The sequence below is a fragment of the Arthrobacter oryzae genome (genome assembly GCF_037911235.1).
Lineage (GTDB): Bacteria > Actinomycetota > Actinomycetes > Actinomycetales > Micrococcaceae > Arthrobacter > Arthrobacter oryzae_E.
Map to the genome: position 1 here is coordinate 16,484 of NZ_JBBLYW010000037.1, position 26,888 is coordinate 43,371.

Genomic DNA, 26,888 nt, shown 5'->3' on the forward strand with positions numbered 1-26,888 from the left:
GGATTCGGCGAATTACTTCGCGTCCTTTTCCTCAGCAGCAGGCTTTTCAGCAGCTTCTTCGGAAGCAGCTTCCTCAGCTGCCGGAACCTCTTCGGTTGCAGCAGCTTCGGTCTCAGCAGCTTCAGCTTCCGGAGCAGCTTCGGTCTCGGCAGCCTCTTCTTCTGCAACAGGGGCAGCAGCAGCGGCTTCCTTCTTGTCGGCGTCGCGCTTTGCAGCAGTGGTAGCTTCGGCTACAACGGCCTGCTTGGCGGAAACCGGCTCAAGGACGAGCTCGATGACAGCCATGGGAGCGTTGTCGCCCTTGCGGTTGCCGATCTTGGTGATGCGGGTGTAGCCGCCATCGCGGTTCTCCACTGCCTGTGCAATGTCGGTGAACAGCTCGTGGACGACGCCCTTGTTGCTGATCAGGCCGAGTACACGACGGCGGGAAGCGAGGTCGCCGCGCTTGGCGAAGGTCACCAGGCGCTCTGCGTACGGCTTCAGGCGCTTGGCCTTGGTCACCGTAGTGGTGATCCGCTTGTGCTCGAACAGTGCTGCTGCCAGGTTCGCGAGCATGAGACGCTCGTGAGCCGGGCCGCCTCCGAGGCGCGGACCCTTAGTGGGGGTAGGCATAATTGTTTCTCCTCATATGGAAGCCGGTGGGCTGCGCACAACATGGTGCATCCAGCCAGCCGGCCAAGATCTGCTTGTTAGAGCTCGTCGTCGCTGAACGCGGCGTCGTCCTCTTCGATGGCTGCGGCGCGAGCTGCCAGGTCGAAACCGGGAGGGGAGTCCTTGAGGGACAGACCCAGTTCAACCAGCTTGGCCTTGACCTCGTCGATGGACTTCGCACCGAAGTTACGGATGTCCATCAGGTCGGCCTCGGAGCGGGCAACGAGTTCACCCACGGTGTGGATGCCCTCACGCTTGAGGCAGTTGTAGGAACGGACGGTGAGGTCCAGATCCTCGATCGGCAGGGCCATGTCAGCTGCCAGGGCAGCGTCAGTCGGCGACGGGCCAATCTCGATACCTTCAGCTGCGGTGTTCAGCTCGCGGGCCAGACCGAACAGTTCCACCAGGGTGGTGCCTGCGGAAGCAACGGCATCGCGCGGGGCGATGGCCTGCTTGGTCTCGACGTCGACAATCAGCTTGTCGAAGTCAGTGCGCTGCTCAACACGGGTGGCTTCCACGCGGAAAGTAACCTTCAGCACCGGCGAGTAGATCGAGTCGACCGGGATACGGCCGATCTCGGAATCGCCGGACTTGTTCTGAGCTGCCGAAACGTAGCCGCGGCCGCGCTCAATGGTCAGTTCGAGTTCGAACTTGCCCTTCGAGTTCAGCGTGGCAATGTGCAGATCCGGGTTGTGGAATTCGACGCCGGCCGGCGGAGCGATGTCCGCGGCGGTGACGACTCCCGGGCCCTGCTTGCGCAGGTAGGCAACAACCGGCTCGTCGTGCTCGGAGGAGACCGACAGGTTCTTGATGTTCAGGATGATCTCGGTGACATCTTCCTTGACACCCGGAACCGTGGTGAACTCGTGCAGCACGCCATCGATCCGGATGCTGGTTACAGCAGCGCCCGGGATGGAGGAGAGCAGGGTACGGCGGAGGGAGTTTCCGAGAGTGTATCCAAAGCCCGGCTCCAGCGGTTCAATGATGAAACGGGAGCGGTTTTCGGAGACGACCTCTTCAGAGAGGGTGGGGCGCTGTGCAATGAGCACTTAGGTTTCCTTTCGGCGAGCATCCGCTATATGACGCAACACAGGTGGTGGAAATTCGGTCTGAAGACTTAACGCGGCTGGGCCTGCCCGGACCCGTGAAGGTCCGGGCAAGCTCCAGCTGCTGGAAACGTCTTAGACGCGGCGGCGCTTCGGCGGGCGGCAGCCGTTGTGCGCGGCGGGGGTGACGTCCTGGATGGAGCCAACCTCCAGGCCGGCGGCCTGCAGCGAGCGGATGGCGGTTTCGCGGCCGGAACCCGGTCCCTTGACGAACACGTCGACCTTCTTCAGGCCGTGCTCCTGGGCGCGCTTTGCAGCAGCTTCGGCAGCCATCTGGGCAGCGAACGGGGTGGACTTCCGTGAGCCCTTGAAGCCAACCTCACCGGCGGAAGCCCAGGAGATGACAGCACCGTTCGGATCCGTGATGGAAACGATGGTGTTGTTAAAAGTGCTCTTGATGTGCGCCTGGCCCAGCGCGATATTCTTCTTGTCCTTCTTACGCGGCTTGCGAACCGCGCCACGAGTCTTCGGGGGCATTATTTCTCCTACAGAAAGTTATGGGGGGAAAGTCAGCAGCTATTTCTAGCGGCCGGCTTTCTTCTTGCCGGCGACGGTGCGCTTCGGGCCCTTGCGGGTACGAGCGTTGGTCTTCGTACGCTGTCCGCGTACGGGCAGGCCCTTGCGGTGACGCAGGCCTTCGTAGCTGCCGATTTCAACCTTGCGGCGGATATCAGCGGCCACTTCGCGGCGAAGGTCACCCTCAACCTTGTAGTTGCCTTCAATGTAGTCACGCAGCTCAACCAGCTGTGCGTCGGTCAGGTCCTTGACCCGAACGTCAGCGCTGATGCCGGTAGCAGCCAGGGTTTCGTGTGCACGGGTCTTGCCCACGCCGTAGATGTAAGTAAGCGCAATTTCCAGCCGCTTTTCGCGGGGAATGTCTACGCCAGCGAGACGAGCCATAGTGGCGGTACTCCTTGTATAAACCGGAGGTCGTAGGCAGTACACCCGCACTTTCAGTGCGGCCCCAGCCTCCGACCGGGGGTTAGCTGTCCGGGCTCTTTCGAGCTAATGTCCCAGTTCAGCTTGTGCTGCCTTTATTTACTTGCGTGGGTTAGCAACCCAGGGTTTCCCGTGAAGGAAATTAGCCCTGGCGCTGCTTGTGGCGCGGGTTCTCGCAGATCACCATGACCCGGCCATTACGGCGGATCACTTTGCACTTTTCGCAGATCTGCTTGACGCTCGGCTTGACCTTCATGGCGTTCCTTTGCGTGTTGCAGTTGGGCTACTGGACCGGCCTTCGGCTATTGCTCTGGCCGCCCAGTGTTTACTTGTAGCGGTAGACGATACGACCACGTGTGAGGTCGTACGGGCTCAGCTCCACCACTACCCGGTCCTCAGGGAGAATCCTGATGTAGTGCTGGCGCATTTTTCCAGAGATGTGCGCCAGAACGATGTGCTTGTTGGTGAGCTCAACGCGAAACATCGCATTGGGCAGCGCCTCAGTCACAACGCCCTCGATCTCAATGACCCCGTCCTTCTTGGCCATACCCTCCGCTAACTGTTGTTGCCGCAGCCTCCCGGTTGGCACCGGACATGACTACGGACGTTTTTGATTGATTGGCTTCTGCCTTCCGACCGCAAAAGGGCGCAAACAGGGCAGACAACCAACAGACAACACTACGCCATCTCGGCAGGAATGTTAAATCGGACCATGGTAGCGCACCACGGGGCCATATGCAGCAAATACCCCTGCCGCAGTTGAGACGGCCTCTGCCTGCGAGACGCCGTCCAGGATGGCATCAGTCACCACGTCGGCCGCCGCGCTTTGCAGCGTGATGAGGCTGAACGTCCGGGCGGCGTCAGTGCTCCGGTCAAGTTCGACGGCGCCCGTCGCCAGCGCGAACACGGTGTCTCCGTCCGCCAAAGTATGGGACGGGTTCAGCGCCCGGGCCAGTCCGGCATGGCAGGCAGAGGCGGTCCGCTTGCACTCGGCCTTGCTCAGGACAGCATTGGTAGCGACGACGACGAGTGTTGTGTTGAGCTGAGTTCCCTCTGCGGCTTCCGCCGCAGCAGCCGCAACCCTCGGCGTGCCCGCTCGTTCCCCGCTTGGACGCACGCTGCCGGGTTCCGCCCGCTGCAGCGATGTGCCTAAGGGCAGTCCCACTGCGTTGACCACCGCCAGGGCTCCAATCACAACGCCGTTGTCCAAGGTGACGGACGCTGTGCCGACGCCGCCCTTATACGTCCCCCTGCCGAGGACTGCTCCGGTGCCGGCCCCCACGTTGCCGCGTTCGACGTCGTGACCGTCCTTTTGGGCGGCGGCGGCAGCAGTTGCCGCGTAGCCCATGGCCTCATCGGGACGGGCGGAGAAGTCACCGCCGCGGCCGAGGTCGAAGATGGCGGCGGCCGGGACGATCGGCACCAGTCCCCCGGGCACGGCCAATCCCCGGCCGTCTTCCTCGCACCAGCGCTTGGCGCCGTGCGCGGACACCAGCCCGAAGGCACTCCCGCCGGTGAGCACCACGGCGTCCACCCGCTGCGACAGGGTGGTGGGGTCCAAGGAATCGGTCTCATGGGTGCCCGGCCCTCCGCCACGGACGTCAACGGAGCCCACGGTTCCCGACGGCGGCAGCACCACGGTCACCCCGGTGAGCCAGCCGCCGTCGGACTTCGCCATGTGACCCACCCGGATCCCGGTGACGTCGGTAATCGCTCCCATAGCTCCATTGTGCGCCCTGCGGGAAACTGAGTGTCCGCTCCCATGCTTTCGGCGACCCGCGGAGGCAACTCCGGCCGCCAAAACAAACGTCATGCAATACTGCAAGCAACACGGCGTTAACGGGCAAGGAAGCCTTGACTAACAATCCTCTGACGAGGGCTAGTGCGGGATTCTGCCCACCAACCTTGTGGTGAAGTGAAGCTAAATCCCCACGCCCACTGGCCTGTATTACGCAGGCCCGGATCCGTTAGAGACCGAATGACACGACAACTGACTGACAGGCCGCCCGCCGTCGCGGAAGCCGGCCCGGCCCTGCGGCGCCGGCCGAAATGGTCCGGCAGGACCCGGCGGGACTTCTTTGTCTTCCTGGCCCTGGCGCTGCCCAACCTGGTGCTGATCGGGGTCTTCACGTACCTCCCGCTCATCAACAACGTGTATTACTCCACCCTGGACTGGACGTTGGGTTCGACCTCGGCCACGGTGGTGGGGCTGGACAACTACGTCACGTTCTTCACCAGTGCCGATGCCGCCAAGGTGCTCGGCACTACGGCAGTGTTCACGCTGGTGACTGTGGGCGGCTCGATGGTGTTGGGCCTGCTGATCGCGCTGGCGCTGAACTCCAAGGTCCGCGGGACCACCTTTGCGCGTTCCGCAGTCTTTGCGCCGTATGTGCTCAGCGGCGTGGGCGTGGGCCTCGTCTGGCTGTTCATCTTCGATCCCGGCTACGGCGTCCTGGCCTGGGTTCTCCGCGGGCTGGGCCAGCAAAGCCCGCAATGGATCAACGATCCGCAGCTCTCGCTGGTCATGGTGATCATTGTGTACGTCTGGAAGAACCTGGGCTACTGCGCCGTGGTGTATCTTGCGGGGTTGCAGTCGCTCCCCCAGGACGTCATGGAGGCCGCGTCCCTGGACGGTGCCAACGGATTCCGGCGCTTCCTGAGCATGTCCGTCCCGCTGCTCTCCCCCACCACGTTCTTCCTGCTGATCACCACCATGCTCAGCTCGCTGCAGGCGTTCGACCTGATCAGGATCATGACACCACTGGGCAACGGCACCAGCACGCTGATCTACGAGGCCTACCTCCAGGCATTCGGAGCCTTCAACCGGGCCGGCTACTCGGCATCCATTTCGGTGGTGCTGTTCGCCATTCTGCTGGTCATCACCGTGCTGCAGCTGCGGTTCGTGGAACGGAAGGTGCACTACTCATGAGCACGAACCGGCCACTGTCCCGCGCCAACATCGTCCAGACCATTGCCGGCGGCTACGTCCCGCTGATCCTGGCAACCCTGGTGGTGTTCCTGCCGCTGCTTTGGATGATCCTGAGTTCGTTCAAGCAGCCCGGCGAGATCATCACCATGGACCTGAAGATCCTCCCGGAAAGCCTGAACCTGGAGAACTACAACATCGCCATGACCACGGTGCCGTTCGCGCAGTTCTTCCTGAACAGCACCATCGTCACGCTCGTGGGCGCCACCATCAAAGTGCTGCTTGCCATCCTCACCGCATACGCGCTGGTGTTCGTGCGGTTCCCCTTCAAGAACGCCATCTTCGTGCTGATCCTCGTGGCGCTGATGGTTCCGCCGCAGGTGTCCATCCTCCCTAACTACATCCTCATCGCCGGGATGGGCGGCAAGAACACCCTCTGGGGCATCATCCTGCCCGGCCTGGGAACCGCCTTCGGCACCTTCCTGCTGCGCCAGCATTTCATGACGCTGCCCGCTTCCATCCTGGAATCCGCGGAGATCGACGGCGCCGGCCACTGGCGCAGGCTCTGGCGGATCGTGGTCCCGGTGTCGGTCCCCTCGATAGCCACGGTTGCCCTGGTCACCGTGGTGAGCGAGTGGAACGACTACATCTGGCCGCTCATCATCACGGACCGCCCGGAAACCATGACCCTGCCCGTAGGCCTCACGCTGCTGCAGAACTCCGAGGGCAACGGTTCCGGCTGGGGCATCCTCATGGCCGGCGCCGTGCTGGTGATCGTGCCCATCCTGGTGGTGTTCGCAGCACTCCAGCGCTACATCGTGGCCGGCCTCACCCAGGGCAGCGTCACCGGCTAGTCCGCGATTCCCTGCGGGCCACTAACGCTTCCTCCGCATCACCCGTCTCCAACCCGTACAACGAGTCAGCATGAGCAACCACCTTTGAGAGGATCCACAAATGGGTATGAACTTTGACCGCAGGCATTTCCTGGGGCTGGCCGGCGCAGGAGCCGGCGCTGCTGCACTGTCAGCATGCGGCGGCCCCTCCACCGGCGGAACAACCCCCGCGAGCGAGGCTGCCGAAATCGACTTCAGCGGCGTCAAGCCGGCCGCCTCCATCGACTTCTGGACCAACCACCCGGGCAAGTCCCAGGACGTGGAAAAATCCATCATCGCCAAGTTCCATGCGAAGTTCCCGGACATCAAGGTGAACCTGGTGACCGCCGGCGCCAACTACGAGGAAATCGCCCAGAAGTTCCAGACCTCGCAGGCGGCCAAGGAGGCGCTGCCGGGCGTTGTGGTCCTCTCCGACGTCTGGTGGTTCCGCTACTTCTCCAACGGCAACATCATCCCGCTGGACGGCCTGGTCAAACAGCTGGACATCAAGGTGGACGACTTCCAGAAGTCCCTCGTGGCGGACTACCAGTACGACGACAAGCAGTGGGCCCTCCCCTACGGACGGTCTACGCCGCTCTTCTACTACAACAAGGACCACTTCAAGGCTGCCGGCCTGCCTGACCGTGCTCCGAAGACGTGGCAGGAATTCGCCGAATGGGCGCCGAAGCTGAAGGCGAGTTCGGGCGCGCAGTATGCCTACATCTACCCGGCACTGGCGGGCTACGCGGGCTGGACCCTGCAGAACAACCTCTGGGGCTGGGGCGGCAGCTGGTCCAATGAGTGGACCATCAACTGCGACTCGGCGGAATCCGTGGAAGCACTGCAGTGGGCCCAGGACTCCATTTACAAGGACGGCTGGGCGGGTGTTTCCTCCAAGGAAGCCGCTGACGACTTCGCCGCGGGCATCACGTCTTCCACCATCTCGTCCACCGGGTCCCTGCTGGGTGTGCTCAAGTCCGCCAAGTTCAACGTGGGCGTGGGCTTCCTGCCGGGCGGCCCCAAGGTGGACAGCGGTGTCTGCCCCACCGGCGGCGCCGGCCTGGGCATCCCCAGCGGCGTGAGCAAGGAAGTACAGCTGGCCGCAGGCACGTTCCTGAAGTTCATGACCGAGCCGGAAAACACCGCGGAATTCTCGGCGGCCACGGGCTACATGCCCACCCGCGTTTCGGCCGACATGACGTCGGTGCTGGCCAAGACGCCGCAGATCAAAACAGCCATGGACCAGCTGGCAGCCACACGGGTCCAGGACAACGCCCGGGTGTTCCTGCCCGGCGCGGATCAGGAAATGGCCAAGGCCGCGGCAAAGATCCTCACCCAGCAGGGCGACGTGAAGGCCACCATGACCGCGCTGAAATCCACGCTGGAAGGCATCTACACGAAGGACGTCAAGCCCAAGCTCAAGAGCTGACGCGCGGTCTCGACCCGCAAAACGTCCCGCGATACGCAAAATCCCTGGCGCACCCGGAATTCCGGGTGCGCCAGGGATTTTCTGCGTCGAAGGCGTATTTGCGCGTCGAAGCCTACGGGATCGGGACGGGGACCACGCCCAGCGGCGCAAGCCGCTCCGCGCCGCCGTCGGGCGCCGAAAGAACCCAGATGCCCTTTTCGTGGACAGCCACGGAGTGTTCCCACTGGCAGGAGCGCTTGCCGTCGGTGGTCACCACGGTCCAGTCGTCGTCGAGCACGGCGGTTTCAATGCTGCCGCGGACCAGCATGGGCTCAATGGCCAGGCACAGTCCCGGACGGATCTTGGGCCCGCGGTGGCTGGTCCGGTAGTTCAGCACGTCCGGGGCCATGTGCATTTCGGAGCCGATGCCGTGGCCAACATAGTCTTCCAGGATGCCGAGCGGCTTCCCCGGGACGGAGGAGACGTAGTCGTCCACGGCGCAGCCGATGTCCCCGACGAACTTTCCCGTGGCCAATGCGGCAATGCCGCGCCACATGGCTTCCTCGGTGACCTCGGACAGCCGGACGTCCTCGGGGTCGGGGGTTCCCACAATCACGGTGCGGGCCGAGTCGGAGTGCCAGCCGTCCACGATCGCGCCGCCGTCGATCGAGATGATGTCGCCGTCGTTCAGCACGCGGCTGCCCGGGATGCCGTGGACTACTTCCTCGTTGACCGAAGTGCAGATGGTGGCCGGGAACCCGTGGTAGCCGAGGAAGTTGGACTTGGCGCCCGCCTCGTCGAGGACTGCGCGGAAGACGGAGTCCAGCTGCGCCGTGGTGGCACCCGGGACGGCTGCCGCCACGGCGGCGTCCAGCGCGCGGCTCAGGACCAGGCCTGCCTCATGCATGATGCGCATTTGGGCGTTGGTCTTGTATTCGATCCGGGGCTGTCCGAATGCCATGTATACCTCAGTGCTTCGTCTCGCTGGCGGGATGCGTTCATCCCAGGTCTCTGATCCATTGTCCCGCACCGGCGAAGCTGCTCGGGACAGGGTCCACCCCCAGCTCCTCCCGCAAGCGGCGTGTGCAGTAGGTGCGCTCGACGCCGAGCTGGCTGACGGCGTAGCGCGTGAGCCGCGGCGGCTTGCGTGTCACGGCGGCCATGGCTTCAAGGGATGCCGCCAGCGTCATGGCCGCGCGCCTCGGGATAAAACCAAGTTCGACGTCGGACCGGCCAGTGGCGTCCAGCACTTCCCGCAGGACTCCGCCGAGGGCCACGGGCCGCTGGTCGGCCACGTTGACCGGGCCGGTGGCGTCCGCCGTGCAGGCGGCGAGCGCTGCCCGGGCCAGGTTGCCGATGGACGTCAGCTGGTGCCGGATGTCCGGTCCACCGACGCTCAGCAGCCGGTTATGGTTCACGTTGCTGATAAGCCGCGGCAGGAGCGTCCGGTCGCCAGGGCCGTAGACGCCGTGCGGCCGGAGGATCAGCGCATTGCCGTGCCGCGCTGCCGCAGCCTCTGCGAGCGCCTTCGACATGGAGTAGGCGTTCAGGTACCGGCCGGCAACCGGGTGCTCCGGCCTGTCCACGCAGGGTTGCCACCACGGGTAGACGCTGGAACTTGAGATGTGGACAAGCCGGGCAGCCGGGAAGGACGCCGCAACGGCCTCAGTGCCGAGCACGTTGACGCGGTGGAACAACTGCGGCGGACCCCAGTCCGCCACGTGCGCACCGGCATGCACGACGGCGTCCACCGGCGGAGGAGCGGACAGTCGCCCGGCGCTGAGGTCCCACACGCTGAGTCCGGGGAGTCGGCGCCGGCCGTACCGGACCACTTCCCAGCCGCGTTCCTCGGCAGCCGAAGCCACAGCACCGCCGATGAAACCGCTGGCGCCCGTCACGGCGATCCTCATGGCGTCCCTTCCGGCGGCCGGCTTGCGAAAAGCGCCCTCAGTGCGACCCTGTCGGGCTTGCGGTGCCGGCCGGAGGCCGGCAGCCGGGGCATGATTTCTATCCGGTCCGGGAGCGCCGATCCGTCGATGAGTCTGGGCAGCTCACGGCGGAGGGTCCGCAGGAGAGCTTCGTGGTTCCGTCCGTGGTGCGGTTCGACGGCGAGCCACACCGCTTCGTCGCCGATGCCGTCGGGGACGCCGACCATTGCTGCCTGGGCCACCCCGTCGATGCCGCCAATGACAGGCTCGTACAGGCCCGGGTAGATGTTGGTCTTGCCGCGGATGATCATGTCCTTCTTGCGCCCCAGCAGGACCAGCCGGCCGTGGTCCAGCCGTACGAGGTCGCCGGTGGCGTGCTCGTCCATCGCGTCCTCGCCGAGGTAGCCCAGGCACATGTTGGGTCCGGAGACGATCAGCTCGTGGTCGTCCGCCACCCGGAAGTCCACGCCCGGCAGCGGCCCGCCGAGGAAATCGCCCTCCCCGGAGCCGTCAGGGGTGCGGTATTCCGCCGTGCGTCCGGAGGCAAACTCCAGTTTCTGGTGACCGTCCGCCACCGCGACGGGCAGCACTTCCGTCATCCCGTAGATGCAGTGGAAACGCACTCCGGGCAGGAGCCGCGCAGCCCGTTCCAGGAACGGTGCCAGCACCGGGGCCGCACCGAGCATCACCGTCTTCAGCGTGTCCGGCCACACCAGCTGGCCCGATTCCACGGCATCGAGGATCGGCGCCAGCTGGGAGGGCACCAGGAACACGTGGGTCGCCGCCTTCTGCCCCGGCGATGATCCCAGCTCGGCCGAGAAGCGCAGGGGATCGATCACGGCGGACAACCCGTAAGCCGGCATGGTCCAGTGTGCACCGGCGATCAGTGCCGGCAGACCCATCATCAGCTGCTCCGAATGGATGCGGTCGCCGGCGGCGAACGTGCAGCGCGTGCTCAACTGGCCGAAGCCTGCCGCCAGTGTTCCGCGGCTGTGCACCACCCCCTTGGGGCTGCCGGTGGTGCCGGACGTGAAGATGATGACCGCTTCCTGCCCCGGCTCGGGCGGGACCGTCGGCAGCCCGTCGGGCCGGGCACCGGCGTCAGCGCCGCGGTGGGCGCCGCCGTCGTCCTCGGTGCCACCGGGGGTCGCACTGCGGGACAGGGCACGGATGTTGGTCGACTTCGGCGGGACCCCCGGCAGCCACGGACCGGCGTGGAAGTGCCGGACCTTCATGGCGCCGTAGTCCGGAAGGAGCAGGCCGCGCCGCCGGGCGAGGGGCCGCAGCGGGCCGCGCGCGCTGAGCGCATAAAGCAGCGACTCGGAGGCCGCCCACCGCGGGGACGCCAGCGCCGCCCTGTTCCGGAACAGTGCGGGGCCCACCCCGGGATCGATGAACACGATGGCCCCGCCGGCCCGGACGGCAGCCAGCGCGAGCGTGAATGCCGCCGGCCCCGGCCGCACCGAAAACAACAGCCGCTCCCCCGGGCCGAATCCCTCACGCCGCAGGCCCGCCGCAGTGGATTCAATCCCGGCAGCGAGATCCCGGTAGCTGATGGTTTTTCCCGGCCTGCCGCCGCGTTTGCCACCACGCCTGCCGGGTGCCGTGATGGCCGGATGATCCGGATACTTCGCGGCGGCGTCGTACACGGCGGCAATGAGGTCGTCCGGCAGGTTGGCGGGCAGGTCAGTCGGCACGGATCAGCTCCAGGGACTTGTAGTGGGGTATGAGCACGTTCCGGCTGACGGCGCGGGAGCGGATGCGCCACGGGTCCCGGCTGTACTCGTCCAGCAGCACGGCCAGGGCGCAGTTGATTTCAGCCATCGCCAGCGGCATGCCGATGCAGAAGTGGGCACCAGCCCCGAACCACAACTGCCGGGCCGCGGCCGGGACGGGCGTCCCCGGGTCAAAGCCGCCCAGGCTCTTGACGGCGTGCACGGTGGACAACAGGATGCGGTCCCCCGGCCTGATCCGCACGCCACCGAGCTGCCCGGCCGTTGTGGCCTCACGGAGCATCATCGGCGAGGGCGCCGTGTACCGCAGGCCCTCATTGACGGCGTCCGGGAGGCCACGGCGGTCGGCTGCCAGCCCGGGCAACATGCCGTCGTCGAACAGCATCGCGGCGAGCCGCGGAACATAGGACACCAAGGTTTCGGTTCCGGCAATCACAAAGGCGCTGACAATCCCCACCGCCTCGTCCTCGCTGAGTCCCAGGGCCCTCAATCGGCCCGGAAAAGTGGACGGGTCGTCGCTGCGGTACGCGTTGCGGACGGGTCCGGCCAGGATTTCGACGGCGGCCCTCGCCTTTGAGATCTGTGGCAGCGTCAGGCGTAGCCGGCCCAGCCTCACGAGCGAAGTGATGGAGGTGCCCAGGTTGAAGAGTTCAGTGTCCGGCAGCCTGCCGGGCGCGTCGTCCGGGACGCCCAGAAGCCTGCTGATCACTCCCCCTGACAGCTCTTTCACCAGTCCGACGAACTCCACCGAACCACCGTTGTCCAGCCCTGCAGCCAGCCGCTCACGGAGCCGTTCCCCCGCCGGGGCGACGATGGCTTGCACGGCCCGCGGGGTGAAGAGTCCGTTAAGGCGGCGCCGTAACGCCAGGTGCTCTTCCCCGTGCATGTTCAGCAGGGCGCGCGGACCCACCACTGGTGTCCAGAGCGCGCCGGAAGCCCCGGCCCCGGACTTCGAATAGCCGGCGTCCATCAGGACCTCCCGGACCAGGGAGGCCTCGCTGACCAGCACACCCAGGCCCGGCAGCCGGACCACGGGCCTGAGCTTCCCCAGCCCGCGGATCAGCGGGTAGGCCACCGGATGGGCCCGGGTGTGGAGGCGCCGCTCCCACCTGGCCACGCCGCCGCTGGTCGCGGCCCGTGCTGTTAGGGCACTCACCGGATATCCACATGGTCCGGGCGGAACCGGTGGTCCGCGTACCAGGCGAGGGTGTTGGGCAGGCCCCAGGCCTTGACCCGCCGGGAGGATCCAAACACCACTACGTTGCGCCGGAGGGCGTACGCGCGCGTGAGTTTGCGGACGCGGTTGGACAGTGCCCGGTCCTCGTGCAGGTCCTCGATGCTGGTGCGGGGAAATCCGCCCGACCGCAGATATAGTTCCGCCGTGATGGCCATGTTGCACCCCGGCAGCATCTGGTAGGGCCCAAGGTAGCCCTCCCCCTTGTTGCCCGGGCGGATGCGGCCAAAGAACGAAGCGACTTCCACGGCCAGCAACATCAGCCAACGGCTGCCCCGGCCCAGGCCTTCGTCCAGCCTCGGAAACAGCTGGCCGGCAATCATTTCCAGGCCGTCATTGAACCCTTCCATGATGCGCAGCGTCCAGTCCCGTGCCGGCAGGCAGTCCGCGTCGGTGCGCGCCAGCCAGCGCGCGCCGTTCAGGGCGCCGAAACGCATGCCCGTATCGGCGGCGGCGCCGGTCCCCTTGTGCGGCTCGTCGATCAGGCGGACGTCCATGGCCGGGTGCAGCCGGGCAAAGTCCGCCACGATTACCCTGGTGGCATCCGTGGATCCGTTGTCCACCACCACGAGCGTGAACTCTTTGTGCACCTGTGCGGCCAGTGCCTGCAGGGATTGGCGGATCAGCTTCTCCTCGTTGAGCGCCGGCATCGCGACACACAGCGCCCGCACCGGCGGTTCACTGCCGGGGAACGGCGGTTCACTGCCCTGGAATGGCGCAGTCACAGGCGCACCACGGCGATGCCCAGGCTCACGCCGCCGGCCAGCCCCACCAGCGCCACGAGGTCACCGGGACCGCACCGGCCCAGGTCCTGCGCCACCTTCAGCTGCAGGGGCAGGCTGACCGAGGCCATGTTGCCGTACTCCTCCACGGTCCTGACCAGCTTCTCCTGCGGCACGCCGGCCCCGCGGGCAAAGATGTCCCGGTACGGGGCACTCACCTGGTGGACGCAGACGACGGCGAAGTCGGACCACGTGAGGCCCAGCCGCACCAGGGTCTCGTCCAGGATCCCCCGCCCCAGGTCCAGGAACGCGTCCTTGAGTTTTTCGCCGTCCATGTTGAAGTACGTAGCTTCCGGGTCCCGTGGTGCGACGGATCCGCCGGTGGCGAGCGTTCCCACGGACCAGTGGCTGCTCTTCGCGGTAAAGCCCGTTCCCAGCACCCGGGAGCCGGAGTCGTCGTCTGCGTCTGCCGGCTCCAGCACAAGGGCGCACCCGGCGTCGCTCATGGTGTAGCCCGGGAAGGATGCGGCGAAAGTCTCCTGGTCCGGAACGGACCACCGTACGGCCCGGGACGGCGACTCCCCGCTGACCAGGAGCACGCGCCGGTAGCGGCCGGCGCCGATCAGGGCATCGGCTACCTCCAAACCGTTGAGAAGGCTGTTGCACGCGTTTTTGATGTCCATCACCGGGCATCCCATGCCCAGCTTCGCGGCGACCATGTGGCCTGTGGCCGGCTCCACCATGTCCTGGCTCGCCGAAGCGAAGAGGAGGAGGTCGACGTCGGCGGGCTGGAGTCCGCGGTCCGCCAGCAGTTTGGCGGCAGCAATTGCCGCAAGGTCGGATGCCTGCTCGGTCGCGCCCATCACCGACCGTGTGCGGATCCCTGTCACCCTGCCGATCAGGCCTTTCGGGACGCGGAATCCGGGGCTGGCGGCGGCGAGCTGCTGCTCCAGCTGTCCGGTCCCCAGCCGTCCCGGCGGCACGTAGACTTCGAGGCCGGCGATCCTCGCCGCCCCCGGAAGGGTCTGGTTCATGCAGTATCTCCCCACAGACAATGCGTACGGTGTTCCCCGGCTCCGGTCCTAACGCCTGATGGCGTCCTCCGGCCGCGGCGCCGCGCTAAAACCGCCCCGACACAAGGAAAGGGCGCGTCCCGTACTCGATGGTACGGGACGCGCCCTTGACGGCACTGGAGGCAGGACGGGTTTTCAGTCCCGGTCCTCCGGTTTGTCCTGAATCAGGCCGCTTGTGCTGCCTTGATGGCCTGCATGACGCGGTCAGTGACCTCGTCGATGCCGCCAATGCCGTCAACCTGGGTCAGGATGCCGCGCTCGGCGTACTTGGCCACAACGGCTTCGGTCTGCTCGTGGTACAGGTCCAGCCGGTGGCGGATGACGGCTTCGTTGTCGTCGCTCCGGCCGGTTTCCTTGGCACGGCCCAGGAGGCGGTGCACCAGTTCCTCGTCATCAGCGGTCAGCTGCAGGACCACGTCCAGCTTCTGGTCACCGTTGGCCAGGATCTCGTCGAGGTAGTCCACCTGCGCAGTGGTGCGCGGGTAACCGTCCAGGAGGAAGCCGTTCTCGACGTCGTCCTCGCTGAGGCGGTCGCGCACCATCTTGTTGGTGACGCTGTCCGGCACGAAATCGCCGGCATCCATGTACTTCTTGGCCTCGACGCCCAGCGGCGTCTCACCCTTAACGTTGGCGCGGAAGATATCGCCGGTGGAGATCGCAACGACGCCGAGGCGCTCGGAGATCCGATCCGCCTGCGTTCCCTTGCCCGAACCCGGAGGTCCGATAATCAGCATTCTCGTCATCGCAAAAGCCCTTCGTAGTGACGTTGTTGTAGCTGCGCGTCAATCTGCTTGACCGTTTCCAGGCCCACGCCCACCATGATCAGGATCGAGGTACCACCGAACGGGAAGTTCTGGTTGGCGTTGATCAGGACCAGGGCGACCAGCGGGATCAATGCCACGAAGCCCAGGTAGAGGGCGCCGGGCAGGGTGATCCTGGAAAGGACGTACTGCAGATAGTCCGCCGTCGGCTTGCCGGCCCGGATACCCGGGATGAAGCCGCCGTACTTCTTCATGTTGTCGGAAACCTCTTCAGGATTGAAAGTGATTGCAACATAGAAGTAGGTGAAGAAAACAATCATGGCGAAATAAAGCGCCATATAGATGGGGTGGTCACCGCGGGTGAGGTTGTTGTTGATCCACTCAACCCACGGAGCCATCTGCTCGCCCTGCTTGGGCTGGTTGAACTGCGAAATCAGGCCCGGCAGGTACAGCATCGAGGAAGCGAAGATGACGGGCACGACGCCGGCCATGTTCACCTTGATGGGGATGTACGTGCTGGTGCCGCCCACGGTGCGCCGGCCGATCATGCGCTTGGCGTACTGCACCGGGATGCGGCGCTGCGACTGCTCCACGAAGACCACAAGGGCCACGGTGAGCAGGCCGATGGCCAGCACCATGAAGAACGTGCCCGGGCCCTGGGAGGTCCAGATGGCGCCCAGGGAGGTCGGGAAGCTGGCAGCGATCGAGGTGAAGATGAGCAGCGACATACCGTTGCCCACGCCCTTTTCGGTCACGAGCTCGCCCATCCACATGATCAGGCCGGTGCCGGCCGTCAACGTGATGACGATCAGGATCGTGGTGATGACGCTCGCGTCCGGGATGATGTCCAGCTGGCAGTTGGGCAGCAACTGGCCGGAACGGGCCAGCGACACCAGCGTCGTGGCGTTCAGCAGGCCCAGGGCAATTGTCAGGTACCGCGTGTACTGCGTCAGCTTGGACTGCCCTGATGCGCCCTCTTCATATAGCTGCTGGAAACGGGGAATGACCACCCGGAGCAGCTGGACGATGATGCTCGCCGTGATGTACGGCATGATGCCCAGGGCGAAGATGGACACCTGAAGCAACGCACCGCCGCTGAACAAATTGACGAGCTGGTAGATCCCGCCCGAGGTCTGACCGCTCTGCAAGCATTGCTGGACATTCTGGTAGTTCACACCAGGCGAGGGGATGAAGGCACCCAAGCGGAAGATTGTGATGATTCCCAGCGTGAACAACAACTTGCGTCGCAGATCAGGCGTGCGAAAGGCCCGGCCAAATGCGCTAAGCAAGCGTCCTCCTGATGTGTTAATAAAGTCGTGTGAGATAGGTCAATAAAACCCAACAACCGAGTCTAACGGGTTGATGCGCCCTGCGAACAATCGGTGAGGTTCCAAATGAGAAAAAACTCCCGGTACGCAAGGCCTAAGCCCCGCGTACCGGGAGTCTCCACAACGGGCTTCCGCACCGCTGCCCCTATTTAGAGGGCAGTGGTGCTTCCGCCTGCTGCTGCAATCTTTTCTGCGGCGCTGGCCGAGAATGCGTGGGCGGTGACGTCAACCTTGACGGTGATGTCGCCGGTGCCAAGCACCTTGACGGGCTGGTTCTTGCGAACGGCACCCTTTTCGACCAGGTTCTCCACGGTGACTGCGCCACCTTCCGGGAACAGCTCGTTGAGCTTGTCCAGGTTTACAACCTGGAACTCAACCCGGAACGGGTTCTTGAAGCCGCGCAGCTTCGGCAGGCGCATGTGCAGCGGCAGCTGGCCGCCGGCAAAGCCAGCCTTGATCTGGTAGCGGGCCTTCGTACCCTTGGTACCGCGACCAGCGGTCTTACCCTTGGAACCTTCACCACGACCAACACGGGTCTTGGCGGTCTTGGCACCCGGGGCGGGACGCAGGTGGTGAACCTTCAGTGCGTTCTGCTTCTCAGCAGCGGCGCCCTGTGCCTTCTCGGCGGTGTTCTTCTCTGCCATTTACTTCGCCTCCTCTACCTTTACCAGGTGCGGAACCGTGTTGAGCATACCCACGGTCACGGCGTCGGCGGTGCGGACAACGGTGTGTCCGATCCGCTTCAGGCCGAGGGACCGCAGCGTGTCGCGCTGGTTCTGCTTGCCGCCAATGGCGGACTTGATCTGAGTGATCTCCAACTGTGCGTCGGAGGGAATCAGGTTCTTAGCCATGACTCAGACACCTGCCTTCTGGTTCAGGAGAGCCTTTACCAGTGCCGGCGGAGCGATCTCGTCGAGCGGGAGGCCGCGGCGTGCTGCCACTGCTGCCGGCTCTTCGAGGCGCTTCAGCGCATCAACGGTCGCGTGAACGATGTTGATGGCGTTTGAGGAACCGAGCGACTTGGAGAGGATGTCGTGGATGCCCACGCACTCCAGTACTGCACGGACCGGACCACCGGCGATAACACCGGTACCGGCAGAAGCCGGACGCAGCATTACGACGCCTGCAGCGGCTTCACCCTGAACGCGGTGCGGGATGGTGCTGCCAACGCGCGGAACGCGGAAGAAGGACTTCTTGGCCTCTTCAACGCCCTTCGCGATTGCGGCAGGAACTTCCTTAGCCTTGCCGTAGCCAACGCCGACCATACCGTTGCCGTCGCCGACAACGACGAGGGCGGTGAAGCTGAAGCGACGACCACCCTTGACGACCTTGGAAACGCGGTTGATGGTTACAACGCGCTCTACGAACTGGCTCTTTTCGGCTTCGCGGCCACCATCGCGGCCACCACGGCCACCACGGTCGCCACGGCCCTGGCCGCGGTCGCCACGCTCGCCACGACGAGCGCCACGGCGGTCGTCAGTGGTAGCAGGCGCAGCGGTCTCAGTTGCCGGAGCAGCTACAGCTTCAGTCACCTGAATGTCCTTTTCGTTATTTTCGGTCACAGTGACAGCCCACCTTCACGTGCGCCGTCAGCGACGGCGGCGATCCGGCCGTGGTACTTGTTACCACCGCGGTCGAAGACAACAGCTTCGATACCGGCAGCCTTGGCACGCTCGGCGACCAGTTCGCCAACGCGCTTGGCCTTGGCGGTCTTGTCACCCTCGAATGCACGAAGGTCGGCTTCCAGTGTGGACGCGCTTGCTACGGTCAGGCCCTTGGTGTCATCGACAACCTGGACGAATACGTGGCGTGCGGAGCGGTTGACGACCAGGCGAGGGCGTACAGCCGTTCCGGAGATGCGCTTGCGGATACGAAGCTGGCGGCGGCTGCGTGAAGCAGACTTGCTCTTGTTCGTACGCTTCTTGTTAATTGCGATGGCCATGGTTACTTACCAGCCTTTCCGACCTTGCGGCGGATGACTTCGCCGGCGTAGCGGATGCCCTTGCCCTTATAGGGGTCCGGCTTCCGCAGCTTGCGAATGTTGGCAGCAACCTCGCCGACCTGCTGCTTGGAGATACCTGAAACAGAGAGCTTGGTCGGGGTCTCTACTGCAAAGGTGATGCCGTTCGGTGCCGAGACGTTGACCGGGTGGCTGTAGCCCAGAGCGAACTCCAGGTCAGAACCCTTGGCCTGGACGCGGTAACCGGTACCGACAATCTCAAGCTTCTTCTCGTAGCCTGCGGTGACACCCTGGATCATGTTGGCGATCAGGGTGCGGGTCAGGCCGTGCAGCGAACGTGAGGCGCGCTCGTCGTTCGGGCGGGCGACAGTCAGGGTGCCATCTTCCAGGGTGACCTCGATCGGGCTGGCCACAGTGTGGCTCAGCTCGCCTTTGGAACCCTTGACGCTGACGACAGAGCCGTCAACCTTGACCTCAACGCCGGCAGGAACGGTGATGGGGAGACGTCCAATACGTGACATTATTCTCTTCCTTTCCCGTTACCAGACGTAAGCGAGGACTTCGCCGCCCACGCCCTTCTTGCCGGCCTGCTTGTCAGTCAGGAGGCCGGAAGAGGTGGACAGGATTGCGACACCCAGGCCACCGAGCACGTGCGGCAGGTTGGTGGACTTCGCGTAAACACGGAGTCCCGGCTTGGAAATACGACGAACGCCAGCGATTGAACGCTCGCGGTTCGGACCGAACTTGAGCTCGATAGTCAGCTTCTTGCCGACCTCAGCGTCTTCTTCTTTCCAGGAGGCGATGTAACCTTCGGCCTTCAGGATGTCGGCAACGCGTGCCTTGAGCTTGCTGTACGGCATAGTCACGGTGTCGTGGTATGCCGAGTTTGCGTTGCGCAGACGCGTAAGCATGTCTGCGACGGGATCTGTCATGGTCATGTTGGGCTCTTGCCCTTCCTCATAACGGTTTCCGCCCTGCCATCCCCCGGGGGGAAGCGGCAAGGCCGGACCTTCTATGTAGCTAGATTAAGCTTCGGTCTTGAACGGGAAACCAAGCGCCTTGAGCAGCGCGCGGCCTTCGTCGTCGGTCTTGGCAGTGGTCACGACGGTGATGTCCATACCGCGAACGCGGTCGATGGAATCCTGGTCGATCTCGTGGAACATAACCTGCTCGGTCAGACCGAAGGTGTAGTTGCCGTTGCCATCGAACTGCTTGCCACTGAGGCCCCGGAAGTCACGGATACGCGGCAGAGCCAGCGTGACCAGACGGTCCAGGAATTCCCACATGCGGTCTCCACGCAGAGTTGCGTGTGCACCGATGGGCATGCCTTCGCGCAGCTTGAACTGTGCGATCGACTTGCGGGCCTTGGTTACCTGCGGCTTCTGACCGGTGATCAGGGTCAGATCGCGGACAGCGCCGTCGATCAGCTTGGAGTCCTTGGCGGCATCTCCAACACCCATGTTCACTACGACCTTGACCAGACGGGGAACCTGGTTGACGTTTTCGTACTTGAATTCCTCGATGAGCGTGCTCTTGATGGAATCCGCGTACTTGGTCTTCAGACGAGGAACGATCTTGCTTGCCGGAGTCTCGAGAGTCTCAGTCATTAGATGTCCTTCCCGGAGCTCTTGGCCACGCGTACGCGCACTTCACGCTTCTTGCCGTTACGCTCAACGGTCTCGGTACGGAAACCGACGCGAGTGGGCTTCTTGGTGGAGGGGTCAACCAGGGCCACGTTGGAGATGTGGATGGTGGCCTCTACGACCTCGATGCCACCGGTCTTGGTGCCGCGCTGCGACTGACCGACCTTGGTGTGCTTGGTTACGCGGTTAATGCCTTCAACCAACACGCGGTTGGAATCCGGGAACACGCGCAGAACCTTGCCCTGCTTGCCACGGTCGCCGCCGCGCTCAGCCTTGGCGCCAGTGATGACCTGAACGAGGTCACCCTTTTTGATCTTAGCCATGGACTAGAGCACCTCCGGAGCCAGAGAAACGATCTTCATGAACTTCTTGTCACGCAGTTCACGACCAACCGGTCCGAAGATACGGGTACCGCGGGGGTCACCGTCGTTCTTCAGGATCACAGCTGCGTTCTCGTCAAACTTGATGTAGGAACCATCCGCACGGCGGCGTTCCTTCTTGGTACGGACGATGACAGCCTTGACGACATCGCCCTTCTTTACGTTGCCGCCCGGAATTGCGTCCTTGACGGTAGCGACGATGACGTCGCCAATGCCTGCGTAGCGACGGCCAGATCCACCGAGAACGCGAATGGTAAGGATTTCCTTAGCACCCGTGTTGTCGGCGACCTTGAGTCGCGACTCCTGCTGAATCACTATTTACTCCTTGCGTCGCGCTGGTTCTCAGACCGAAAATCTTCCTACGGAATGAGCCTTGCGGAACGGTTGATCGGGGTGTCTCTTGACCTGCCTGGATTTTGCCAGACCAGGCCTAAACTCCCGTGCCAAAAACATTTGCTTCCCTTGGCGATTCCGACTGATCGGGGCGCAAGAGGGCACTATGCCGTGGCACGATTGTTTACGAGGTTGATGACGGCGCACGAACGGCGCCATACAAACTCAAAATCTTAGCACGTTTTGGGCCAATCCCCATATCACAGGGAGGTGGCCGCAGTCCGCTCCCCCGCTTAACGAAGAAACCCCCGTTCCCACAAGGGAACGGGGGTTTCGTGCAGCTGCCGGAGGCTCGCTGCAGGTGTTACTTAGCCTTCTCGAGGATCTCCACCAGGCGCCACCGCTTGGTAGCGGAGAGCGGGCGGGTCTCGGCGAGGAGAACGAGGTCGCCGATGCCGGCGGTGTTCTCTTCGTCGTGAGCCTTGATCTTCGTGTTGCGGCGGATGACCTTGCCGTAAAGGGCGTGCTTCACGCGGTCTTCGACCTGGACAACGATGGTCTTTTCCATCTTGTCCGAGACGACGTAGCCGCGCTTCGTCTTACGGTAACCGCGCTCGTCAGCCTTGGCTGCACCGGAAACAGTTTCCGTCACGTTCTCGTCCTTTTCACTCACTTGGCATCCTCCTCGGTCTCAACCGTTTCAGCCTTTTCGGCCTTCTTGGTTGCAGCCTTCTTGGATTTCTTTTCTTCCTTGGCTTCCACAACCGGTGCGGCAACCTCGGCACGAATGCCCAGCTCGCGCTCACGGAGAACGGTGTAGATGCGTGCGATGTCCTTCTTTACCGCGCGCAGACGACCGTGGTTCTCCAGCTGACCGGTGGCGGACTGGAAACGCAGGTTGAACAGCTCTTCCTTGGACTTGCGGAGTTCTTCAACGAGACGCTCGTTGTCGAAACCGTCCAGCTGCGCGGGTGCGAGATCCTTCGACCCTACTGCCATTTCTACTCACCACCTTCGCGACGCACAATGCGTGCCTTCAACGGCAGCTTGTGGATTGCCAGGCGCAGTGCCTCGCGAGCTACCTCTTCACTGACACCGGAGAGTTCGAAGAGAACCCGGCCCGGCTTGACGTTTGAGACCCACCATTCCGGAGAACCCTTACCGGAACCCATGCGGGTTTCAGCAGGCTTCTTCGTCAGCGGACGGTCCGGGTAAATGTTGATCCAGACCTTGCCGCCACGCTTGATGTGGCGGGTCATCGCGATACGGGCAGATTCGATCTGACGGTTCGTGACGTATGCCGGGCTCAGAGCCTGGATACCCCATTCACCGAAGGAGACCTTGGTGCCGCCCGTAGCAGCGCCGGAACGACCCGGGTGGTGCTGCTTACGGTGCTTGACTCGACGTGGGATAAGCATTTAAGCCTGTCCTCCTTCTGCAGCCTGTGCCGGTGCGGCAGAAGCTGCCTCAGCTGCCGGAGCTTCGGCAGCAGGTGCTGCTTCGGCTGCCGGACGGTCGGTACGACGACGGCGGTCACCACGGTCAGCGCCACCCGGGCGGCCCGGGCGATCGCTGGCACCACGGCCACGGGACGGAGCAGCAGCTGCCTGCTGTGCCAGTTCCTTGGAGGTGACGTCACCCTTGTAGATCCAGACCTTCACGCCGATGCGGCCGAAGGTGGTCTTGGCTTCATAGAAGCCGTAGTCGATGTTCGCACGGAGGGTGTGCAGGGGCACACGGCCTTCGCGGTAGAACTCCGAGCGGGACATTTCAGCGCCACCCAGTCGACCGGAGCAAGCGATACGGATGCCCTTGGCACCTGCGCGCTGTGCGGACTGCATTGCCTTCTTCATTGCACGGCGGAATGCCACGCGGGAAGTCAGCTGCTCTGCAACGCCCTGGGCAACAAGCTGGGCTTCCATCTCGGGGTTCTTGACCTCGAGGATGTTCAGCTGGACCTGCTTGCCGGTGAGCTTTTCGAGCTCGCCGCGGATGCGGTCTGCTTCAGCACCGCGGCGGCCGATAACGATGCCCGGACGTGCCGTGTGGATATCCACGCGGACACGGTCGCGGGTGCGCTCGATTTCAACCTTGGCGATACCGGCGCGCTCCATGCCCGTGGACATGAGCTGGCGGATACGGATGTCTTCGCGAACGAAGTCCTTGTACCGCTGACCGGACTTGGTGCTGTCAGCAAACCAGTGCGATACGTGATCGGTGGTGATGCCGAGTCGGAACCCGTGCGGGTTAACTTTCTGTCCCACTTAGCGAGCCTCCTCTTTCTCCGGGGTAGCGACTACCACGGTGATGTGGCTCGTGCGCTTCTTGATCTGAAATGCACGACCCTGGGCACGCGGCTGGAACCGCTTCATGGTCGGGCCTTCATCAACAAACGCTTCGCTGATGATGAGGTCACCTTCGTCAAACGCCACGCCGTCGCGGTCCGCGAGGACCCGGGCGTTGGAGATTGCCGACTGAACTACCTTGAATACCGGCTCCGAAGCTGCCTGGGGGGCAAACTTCAGAATTGCCAGAGCCTCGTTCGCTTGCTTACCACGAACAAGGTTGACGACGCGCCGGGCCTTCATAGGCGTTACGCGGATGTGACGCGCAATTGCCTTGGCTTCCATTGCTTTCCTTCTCTCGTCTTTGACGTAAGTGCAGGCGCCTAGCGGCGCTTGCCCTTACGGTCGTCCTTGACATGGCCGCGGAATGTCCGCGTGGGAGCGAATTCGCCGAGCTTGTGCCCGACCATCGACTCGGTGACAAACACCGGAATGTGCTTGCGTCCGTCGTGAACGGCGATCGTGTGCCCGAGCATGTCGGGGATGATCATCGAACGGCGGGACCAGGTCTTAATGACGTTCTTGGTGCCCTTTTCGTTTTCCCTGTCCACCTTTACAAAGAGGTGCTGGTCAACGAAAGGACCTTTTTTCAGGCTGCGTGGCATGTGTCCAGGCTCCTATCGCTTGTTCTTGCCAGTACGACGGCGACGAACAATAAGCTTGTCGCTCTCTTTGTTGGGACGGCGGGTGCGACCTTCGCGCTTACCGTTCGGGTTGACGGGGTGACGTCCACCGGACGTCTTACCCTCGCCACCACCGTGCGGGTGGTCAACCGGGTTCATCGCGACACCACGGACGGTCGGGCGGACGCCCTTCCAGCGCATGCGGCCGGCCTTGCCCCAGTTGATGTTCGACTGCTCGGCGTTGCCGACCTCGCCGATCGTTGCGCGGCAGCGCACGTCAACGTTGCGGATTTCGCCGGAAGGCAGACGCAGCTGGGCGAAGCGGCCTTCCTTGGCAACGAGCTGGATCGATGCGCCGGCGGAGCGGCCCATCTTGGCGCCGCCACCCGGACGCAGTTCAACTGCGTGGATTACGGTACCCACCGGGATGTTGAGCAGCGGCAGGTTGTTGCCGGGCTTGATGTCAGCGCTGGCACCTGCTTCAACAACGTCACCCTGGGACAGCTTGTTCGGGGCGATGATGTAACGCTTGGTGCCATCAACGTAGTGCAGGAGGGCGATGCGAGCCGTACGGTTCGGATCGTACTCAATTTCGGCAACGCGGGCGTTGACGCCGTCTTTGTCGTGGCGACGGAAGTCGATCAGACGGTACTGGCGCTTGTGGCCACCACCCTTGTGACGGGTCGTGATCTTACCGGTGTTGTTACGGCCACCCTTTTTCGGGAGGGGACGTACCAACGACTTTTCCGGCGTCGACCGCGTGATTTCAGTGAAGTCCGCTACGCTCGAGCCGCGACGGCCCGGGGTAGTCGGCTTATATTTACGGATTCCCATAATTCATTTCCTCGTTAAAGTGGTCTCCGCTACGCGAGCGGACCGCCGAAGATGTCGATCGTGCCTTCTTTGAGGGTCACAATCGCACGCTTGGTGTTCTTGCGGGTTCCCCAGCCGAATTTGGTGCGCTTGCGCTTACCGGCACGGTTGATGGTGTTGATCGAGTCGACCTTGACGGAGAAAATTTTCTCCACGGCCAGCTTGATCTCGGTCTTGTTCGAGCGGGGGTCCACCAGGAAGGTGTACTTTCCCTCATCGATCAGGCCGTAGCTCTTTTCCGATACGACGGGTGCAAGCACGACGTCGCGCGGGTCCTTGATGGTGGCTGCACTCACTTGGCATCCTCCTCGTTCTTTGCCTTGGCGGCAACGAATGCCTCGTAGGCAGCCTTGGTGAAGACAACGTCGTCAGAGACGAGCACGTCGTAGGTGTTCAGCTGGTCTGCGTACAGAACGTGAACATCTGCGAGGTTGCGCACGGACAGTGCGGCAACATCGTTGGCGCGCTCAATGACGACGAGCAGGTTCTTGCGCTCGGACACTCCGCGCAGCGTTGCCAGTGCATCCTTGGCGGACGGCTTGGTGCCGGCTACCAGTTCAGCGACAACGTGGATGCGGCCGTTACGGGCGCGGTCAGACAATGCGCCGCGCAGTGCAGCAGCAATCATCTTCTTGGGGGTCCGCTGGCTGTAGTCACGCGGGGTCGGGCCGTGGACAACGCCACCACCGGTCATGTGAGGAGCACGGATTGAACCCTGACGGGCGCGGCCGGTGCCCTTCTGCTTGAACGGCTTGCGGCCTGCACCGGAAACTTCAGCGCGGGTCTTGGTCTTGTGGGTACCCTGGCGAGCAGCAGCGAGCTGGGCAACGACGACCTGGTGCAGCAGCGGCACGTTGGTCTGTACGTCGAAGATCTCTGCAGGCAGGTCAACCTTGACAGTGCTAGTCATTGAACTAGGCTCCCTTCACGGCGGTGCGTACGAGTACGACCTGGCCGCGGGCACCGGGAACGGCGCCCTTGATGAGGAGCAGCGACTTCTCGACGTCAACTGCGTGAACCGTGAGGTTCAGCGTGGTGTGACGAACGGCGCCCATGCGGCCGGCCATTTTCATGCCCTTGAAGACGCGGCTCGGGGTGGATGCGCCACCGATTGAACCGGGCTTACGGTGGTTCTTGTGTGCACCGTGGGAAGCACCAACGCCGTGGAAGCCGTGACGCTTCATAACACCGGCGAAGCCCTTACCCTTGGTGGTGCCAACGACGTCGATCTTCTGTCCGGCTTCGAAGACCTCAACAGAGAGCTCCTGGCCCAGCTCGTACTCAGCAGCATCTGCGGTACGGAGTTCGACAACGTGGCGGCGAGGCGTGACGCCTGCCTTTTCAAAGTGACCAGCCAGCGGCTTGGTGACCTTGCGGGGATCGATCTGGCCGTAGCCGATCTGAACGGCGACGTAGCCATCAACATCTGCATTGCGCAGCTGGGTGATGACGTTTGAGTCAGCCTGGACAACAGTGACGGGGATGAGCTTGTTGTTCTCGTCCCAGACCTGGGTCATGCCGAGCTTCGTGCCCAGCAGGCCCTTTACGTTACGGGTTGCGGTCATAGTCTCTCAGCACCTCCCTACAGCTTGATTTCGATGTTCACGTCGGCCGGCAGGTCGAGACGCATAAGCGAGTCAACAGCCTTCGGCGTGGGGTCGATGATGTCGATCAGACGCTTGTGCGTGCGCATTTCAAAGTGCTCGCGGCTGTCCTTGTACTTGTGCGGAGAGCGGATAACGCAGTACACGTTCTTCTCCGTCGGCAGCGGCACGGGGCCAACTACCGTTGCGCCTGCGCGCGTGACCGTCTCAACGATCTTCCGGGCTGAAACGTCAATGACCTCGTGGTCGTATGACTTCAGCCGGATGCGGATTTTTTGTCCCGCCATGTCGCCTGACTCTCTTTCAGTCTGTGCTTCCCCTGATTGGGGCTGCCCTGTTCACTTACGTGTTGTATGGCTGCCGAAGCATTTGAAGTCGTAACTACCACCCGCCGCACAAGCTGAATCCGGAAGAATCCGGGTTCCTCAACCTGCCGGCGTAACCGA

The 26,888-nt window shown here is 63.5% G+C and carries 38 protein-coding genes; 3 read left to right on the forward strand and 35 right to left on the reverse strand.

Going from position 1 to position 26,888, the window contains the following annotated elements; all coding sequences use genetic code 11:
• Positions 1-12 precede the first annotated feature (12 nt).
• The 7 genes from rplQ to WMN78_RS10970 form a co-directional block, all read right to left on the reverse strand.
• Positions 13-612, reverse strand: a complete 600-nt coding sequence (rplQ, locus tag WMN78_RS10940) for a 50S ribosomal protein L17 (RefSeq protein ID WP_340533777.1) — start codon at positions 610-612, stop codon at positions 13-15.
• Positions 613-689: 77 nt separating this feature from the next.
• Positions 690-1,700 carry a DNA-directed RNA polymerase subunit alpha gene (locus tag WMN78_RS10945; RefSeq protein WP_011692778.1) on the reverse strand — a complete coding sequence of 337 codons (1,011 nt, stop codon included), beginning with the start codon at positions 1,698-1,700 and terminating at the stop codon, positions 690-692.
• Positions 1,701-1,832: 132 nt separating this feature from the next.
• A complete protein-coding gene (rpsK, locus tag WMN78_RS10950) occupies positions 1,833-2,234 on the reverse strand; it encodes a 30S ribosomal protein S11 (RefSeq protein WP_011692779.1) in 402 nt (133 codons plus the stop codon).
• Positions 2,235-2,279: 45 nt separating this feature from the next.
• Positions 2,280-2,657, reverse strand: coding sequence for a 30S ribosomal protein S13 (gene rpsM, locus WMN78_RS10955; protein WP_011692780.1), 378 nt, complete (start codon positions 2,655-2,657; stop codon positions 2,280-2,282).
• Between the two features lie 181 nt (positions 2,658-2,838).
• Positions 2,839-2,952, reverse strand: coding sequence for a 50S ribosomal protein L36 (rpmJ, locus tag WMN78_RS10960; protein ID WP_009358722.1), 114 nt, complete (start codon positions 2,950-2,952; stop codon positions 2,839-2,841).
• A gap of 69 nt (positions 2,953-3,021) precedes the next feature.
• On the reverse strand, positions 3,022-3,243 hold the full coding sequence (gene infA / locus WMN78_RS10965; protein ID WP_009358723.1) for a translation initiation factor IF-1: 222 nt from the start codon (positions 3,241-3,243) through the stop codon (positions 3,022-3,024).
• A gap of 153 nt (positions 3,244-3,396) precedes the next feature.
• Positions 3,397-4,416: a P1 family peptidase gene (locus tag WMN78_RS10970; RefSeq protein ID WP_340533778.1), complete on the reverse strand. Its 1,020-nt coding sequence runs from the start codon at positions 4,414-4,416 to the stop codon at positions 3,397-3,399.
• Between the two features lie 258 nt (positions 4,417-4,674).
• Here WMN78_RS10970 and WMN78_RS10975 point away from each other — a divergent pair, with 258 nt between their 5' ends.
• The 3 genes from WMN78_RS10975 to WMN78_RS10985 all read left to right on the forward strand — a co-directional run bounded on the left by WMN78_RS10975 (position 4,675) and on the right by WMN78_RS10985 (position 7,923).
• Positions 4,675-5,625, forward strand: coding sequence for a sugar ABC transporter permease (locus WMN78_RS10975; protein ID WP_340533779.1), 951 nt, complete (start codon positions 4,675-4,677; stop codon positions 5,623-5,625).
• The gene (locus WMN78_RS10980) at positions 5,622-6,476 is read left to right on the forward strand and encodes a carbohydrate ABC transporter permease (RefSeq protein ID WP_340533780.1); all 855 of its coding nucleotides are present in this window, start codon (positions 5,622-5,624) and stop codon (positions 6,474-6,476) included. The genes WMN78_RS10975 and WMN78_RS10980 overlap by 4 nt, the downstream gene beginning before the upstream one ends.
• A 100-nt stretch (positions 6,477-6,576) precedes the next feature.
• Positions 6,577-7,923 (forward strand): ABC transporter substrate-binding protein, encoded by a 1,347-nt coding sequence (locus tag WMN78_RS10985; protein ID WP_340533781.1) that lies wholly within the window; start codon positions 6,577-6,579, stop codon positions 7,921-7,923.
• 112 nt (positions 7,924-8,035) lie between these two features.
• On the opposite strand, the gene map is transcribed toward WMN78_RS10985, so the two are convergent.
• The 28 genes from map to rpsJ form a co-directional block, all read right to left on the reverse strand.
• The gene (gene map / locus WMN78_RS10990; RefSeq protein WP_340533782.1) at positions 8,036-8,863 is read right to left on the reverse strand and encodes a type I methionyl aminopeptidase; all 828 of its coding nucleotides are present in this window, start codon (positions 8,861-8,863) and stop codon (positions 8,036-8,038) included.
• Positions 8,864-8,900: 37 nt separating this feature from the next.
• Complete coding sequence (locus WMN78_RS10995; RefSeq protein WP_340533783.1) at positions 8,901-9,812, reverse strand: NAD(P)-dependent oxidoreductase; 912 nt, start codon at positions 9,810-9,812, stop codon at positions 8,901-8,903.
• On the reverse strand, positions 9,809-11,527 hold the full coding sequence (locus tag WMN78_RS11000) for a class I adenylate-forming enzyme family protein (protein ID WP_340533785.1): 1,719 nt from the start codon (positions 11,525-11,527) through the stop codon (positions 9,809-9,811). The genes WMN78_RS10995 and WMN78_RS11000 overlap by 4 nt, the downstream gene beginning before the upstream one ends.
• A complete protein-coding gene (locus tag WMN78_RS11005; protein ID WP_340533786.1) occupies positions 11,517-12,719 on the reverse strand; it encodes a cytochrome P450 in 1,203 nt (400 codons plus the stop codon). The genes WMN78_RS11000 and WMN78_RS11005 overlap by 11 nt, the downstream gene beginning before the upstream one ends.
• Entirely contained in the window at positions 12,716-13,522 is an 807-nt protein-coding gene (locus tag WMN78_RS11010; protein WP_340533787.1) for a glycosyltransferase family 2 protein, read from the reverse strand. Before WMN78_RS11010 ends, WMN78_RS11005 begins: the two co-directional genes overlap by 4 nt.
• Positions 13,519-14,553, reverse strand: coding sequence for a 3-oxoacyl-ACP synthase III family protein (locus tag WMN78_RS11015; RefSeq protein WP_340533788.1), 1,035 nt, complete (start codon positions 14,551-14,553; stop codon positions 13,519-13,521). Before WMN78_RS11015 ends, WMN78_RS11010 begins: the two co-directional genes overlap by 4 nt.
• A gap of 203 nt (positions 14,554-14,756) precedes the next feature.
• Positions 14,757-15,326: an adenylate kinase gene (locus tag WMN78_RS11020; protein ID WP_340533807.1), complete on the reverse strand. Its 570-nt coding sequence runs from the start codon at positions 15,324-15,326 to the stop codon at positions 14,757-14,759.
• A 5-nt stretch (positions 15,327-15,331) separates the two neighbouring features.
• The gene (gene secY / locus WMN78_RS11025; protein WP_340533789.1) at positions 15,332-16,642 is read right to left on the reverse strand and encodes a preprotein translocase subunit SecY; all 1,311 of its coding nucleotides are present in this window, start codon (positions 16,640-16,642) and stop codon (positions 15,332-15,334) included.
• Positions 16,643-16,830: 188 nt separating this feature from the next.
• Positions 16,831-17,325, reverse strand: coding sequence for a 50S ribosomal protein L15 (rplO, locus tag WMN78_RS11030; RefSeq protein WP_051628706.1), 495 nt, complete (start codon positions 17,323-17,325; stop codon positions 16,831-16,833).
• Positions 17,326-17,532: a 50S ribosomal protein L30 gene (gene rpmD, locus WMN78_RS11035; protein ID WP_056626615.1), complete on the reverse strand. Its 207-nt coding sequence runs from the start codon at positions 17,530-17,532 to the stop codon at positions 17,326-17,328. It lies immediately after the preceding gene.
• Between the two features lie 3 nt (positions 17,533-17,535).
• Positions 17,536-18,213, reverse strand: coding sequence for a 30S ribosomal protein S5 (gene rpsE, locus WMN78_RS11040; RefSeq protein ID WP_317780444.1), 678 nt, complete (start codon positions 18,211-18,213; stop codon positions 17,536-17,538).
• 26 nt (positions 18,214-18,239) lie between these two features.
• Positions 18,240-18,623 carry a 50S ribosomal protein L18 gene (rplR, locus tag WMN78_RS11045; RefSeq protein ID WP_340533790.1) on the reverse strand — a complete coding sequence of 128 codons (384 nt, stop codon included), beginning with the start codon at positions 18,621-18,623 and terminating at the stop codon, positions 18,240-18,242.
• Between the two features lie 2 nt (positions 18,624-18,625).
• On the reverse strand, positions 18,626-19,162 hold the full coding sequence (gene rplF, locus WMN78_RS11050; RefSeq protein WP_028269576.1) for a 50S ribosomal protein L6: 537 nt from the start codon (positions 19,160-19,162) through the stop codon (positions 18,626-18,628).
• An 18-nt stretch (positions 19,163-19,180) separates the two neighbouring features.
• Positions 19,181-19,579 (reverse strand): 30S ribosomal protein S8, encoded by a 399-nt coding sequence (gene rpsH / locus WMN78_RS11055; protein ID WP_305941799.1) that lies wholly within the window; start codon positions 19,577-19,579, stop codon positions 19,181-19,183.
• A gap of 87 nt (positions 19,580-19,666) precedes the next feature.
• Positions 19,667-20,248, reverse strand: coding sequence for a 50S ribosomal protein L5 (gene rplE, locus WMN78_RS11060; RefSeq protein WP_011692799.1), 582 nt, complete (start codon positions 20,246-20,248; stop codon positions 19,667-19,669).
• Entirely contained in the window at positions 20,248-20,607 is a 360-nt protein-coding gene (gene rplX / locus WMN78_RS11065) for a 50S ribosomal protein L24 (RefSeq protein ID WP_340533791.1), read from the reverse strand. Before rplX ends, rplE begins: the two co-directional genes overlap by 1 nt.
• Before the next feature lie 3 nt (positions 20,608-20,610).
• Positions 20,611-20,979: a 50S ribosomal protein L14 gene (gene rplN, locus WMN78_RS11070; RefSeq protein WP_003803789.1), complete on the reverse strand. Its 369-nt coding sequence runs from the start codon at positions 20,977-20,979 to the stop codon at positions 20,611-20,613.
• 382 nt (positions 20,980-21,361) lie between these two features.
• Positions 21,362-21,670: a 30S ribosomal protein S17 gene (gene rpsQ / locus WMN78_RS11075; RefSeq protein WP_011692801.1), complete on the reverse strand. Its 309-nt coding sequence runs from the start codon at positions 21,668-21,670 to the stop codon at positions 21,362-21,364.
• Positions 21,667-21,996 carry a 50S ribosomal protein L29 gene (gene rpmC, locus WMN78_RS11080; RefSeq protein ID WP_043483019.1) on the reverse strand — a complete coding sequence of 110 codons (330 nt, stop codon included), beginning with the start codon at positions 21,994-21,996 and terminating at the stop codon, positions 21,667-21,669. The genes rpsQ and rpmC overlap by 4 nt, the downstream gene beginning before the upstream one ends.
• 2 nt (positions 21,997-21,998) lie before the next feature.
• Positions 21,999-22,415, reverse strand: coding sequence for a 50S ribosomal protein L16 (rplP, locus tag WMN78_RS11085; protein WP_011692803.1), 417 nt, complete (start codon positions 22,413-22,415; stop codon positions 21,999-22,001).
• The gene (rpsC, locus tag WMN78_RS11090; protein WP_340533792.1) at positions 22,416-23,261 is read right to left on the reverse strand and encodes a 30S ribosomal protein S3; all 846 of its coding nucleotides are present in this window, start codon (positions 23,259-23,261) and stop codon (positions 22,416-22,418) included. It abuts the gene before it with no gap.
• On the reverse strand, positions 23,262-23,627 hold the full coding sequence (gene rplV, locus WMN78_RS11095) for a 50S ribosomal protein L22 (protein WP_003803798.1): 366 nt from the start codon (positions 23,625-23,627) through the stop codon (positions 23,262-23,264). It abuts the gene before it with no gap.
• 38 nt (positions 23,628-23,665) lie between these two features.
• Positions 23,666-23,947, reverse strand: a complete 282-nt coding sequence (gene rpsS, locus WMN78_RS11100; RefSeq protein WP_011692805.1) for a 30S ribosomal protein S19 — start codon at positions 23,945-23,947, stop codon at positions 23,666-23,668.
• Positions 23,948-23,959: 12 nt separating this feature from the next.
• Positions 23,960-24,799, reverse strand: a complete 840-nt coding sequence (gene rplB / locus WMN78_RS11105; protein ID WP_028269580.1) for a 50S ribosomal protein L2 — start codon at positions 24,797-24,799, stop codon at positions 23,960-23,962.
• 29 nt (positions 24,800-24,828) lie between these two features.
• Positions 24,829-25,134, reverse strand: coding sequence for a 50S ribosomal protein L23 (gene rplW, locus WMN78_RS11110; RefSeq protein ID WP_066293292.1), 306 nt, complete (start codon positions 25,132-25,134; stop codon positions 24,829-24,831).
• On the reverse strand, positions 25,131-25,748 hold the full coding sequence (gene rplD, locus WMN78_RS11115) for a 50S ribosomal protein L4 (protein WP_104172030.1): 618 nt from the start codon (positions 25,746-25,748) through the stop codon (positions 25,131-25,133). Before rplD ends, rplW begins: the two co-directional genes overlap by 4 nt.
• Before the next feature lie 4 nt (positions 25,749-25,752).
• The gene (rplC, locus tag WMN78_RS11120) at positions 25,753-26,403 is read right to left on the reverse strand and encodes a 50S ribosomal protein L3 (RefSeq protein ID WP_011692809.1); all 651 of its coding nucleotides are present in this window, start codon (positions 26,401-26,403) and stop codon (positions 25,753-25,755) included.
• Between the two features lie 17 nt (positions 26,404-26,420).
• Positions 26,421-26,729, reverse strand: coding sequence for a 30S ribosomal protein S10 (gene rpsJ, locus WMN78_RS11125; protein ID WP_003803825.1), 309 nt, complete (start codon positions 26,727-26,729; stop codon positions 26,421-26,423).
• Between the last annotated feature and the right edge of the window lie 159 nt (positions 26,730-26,888).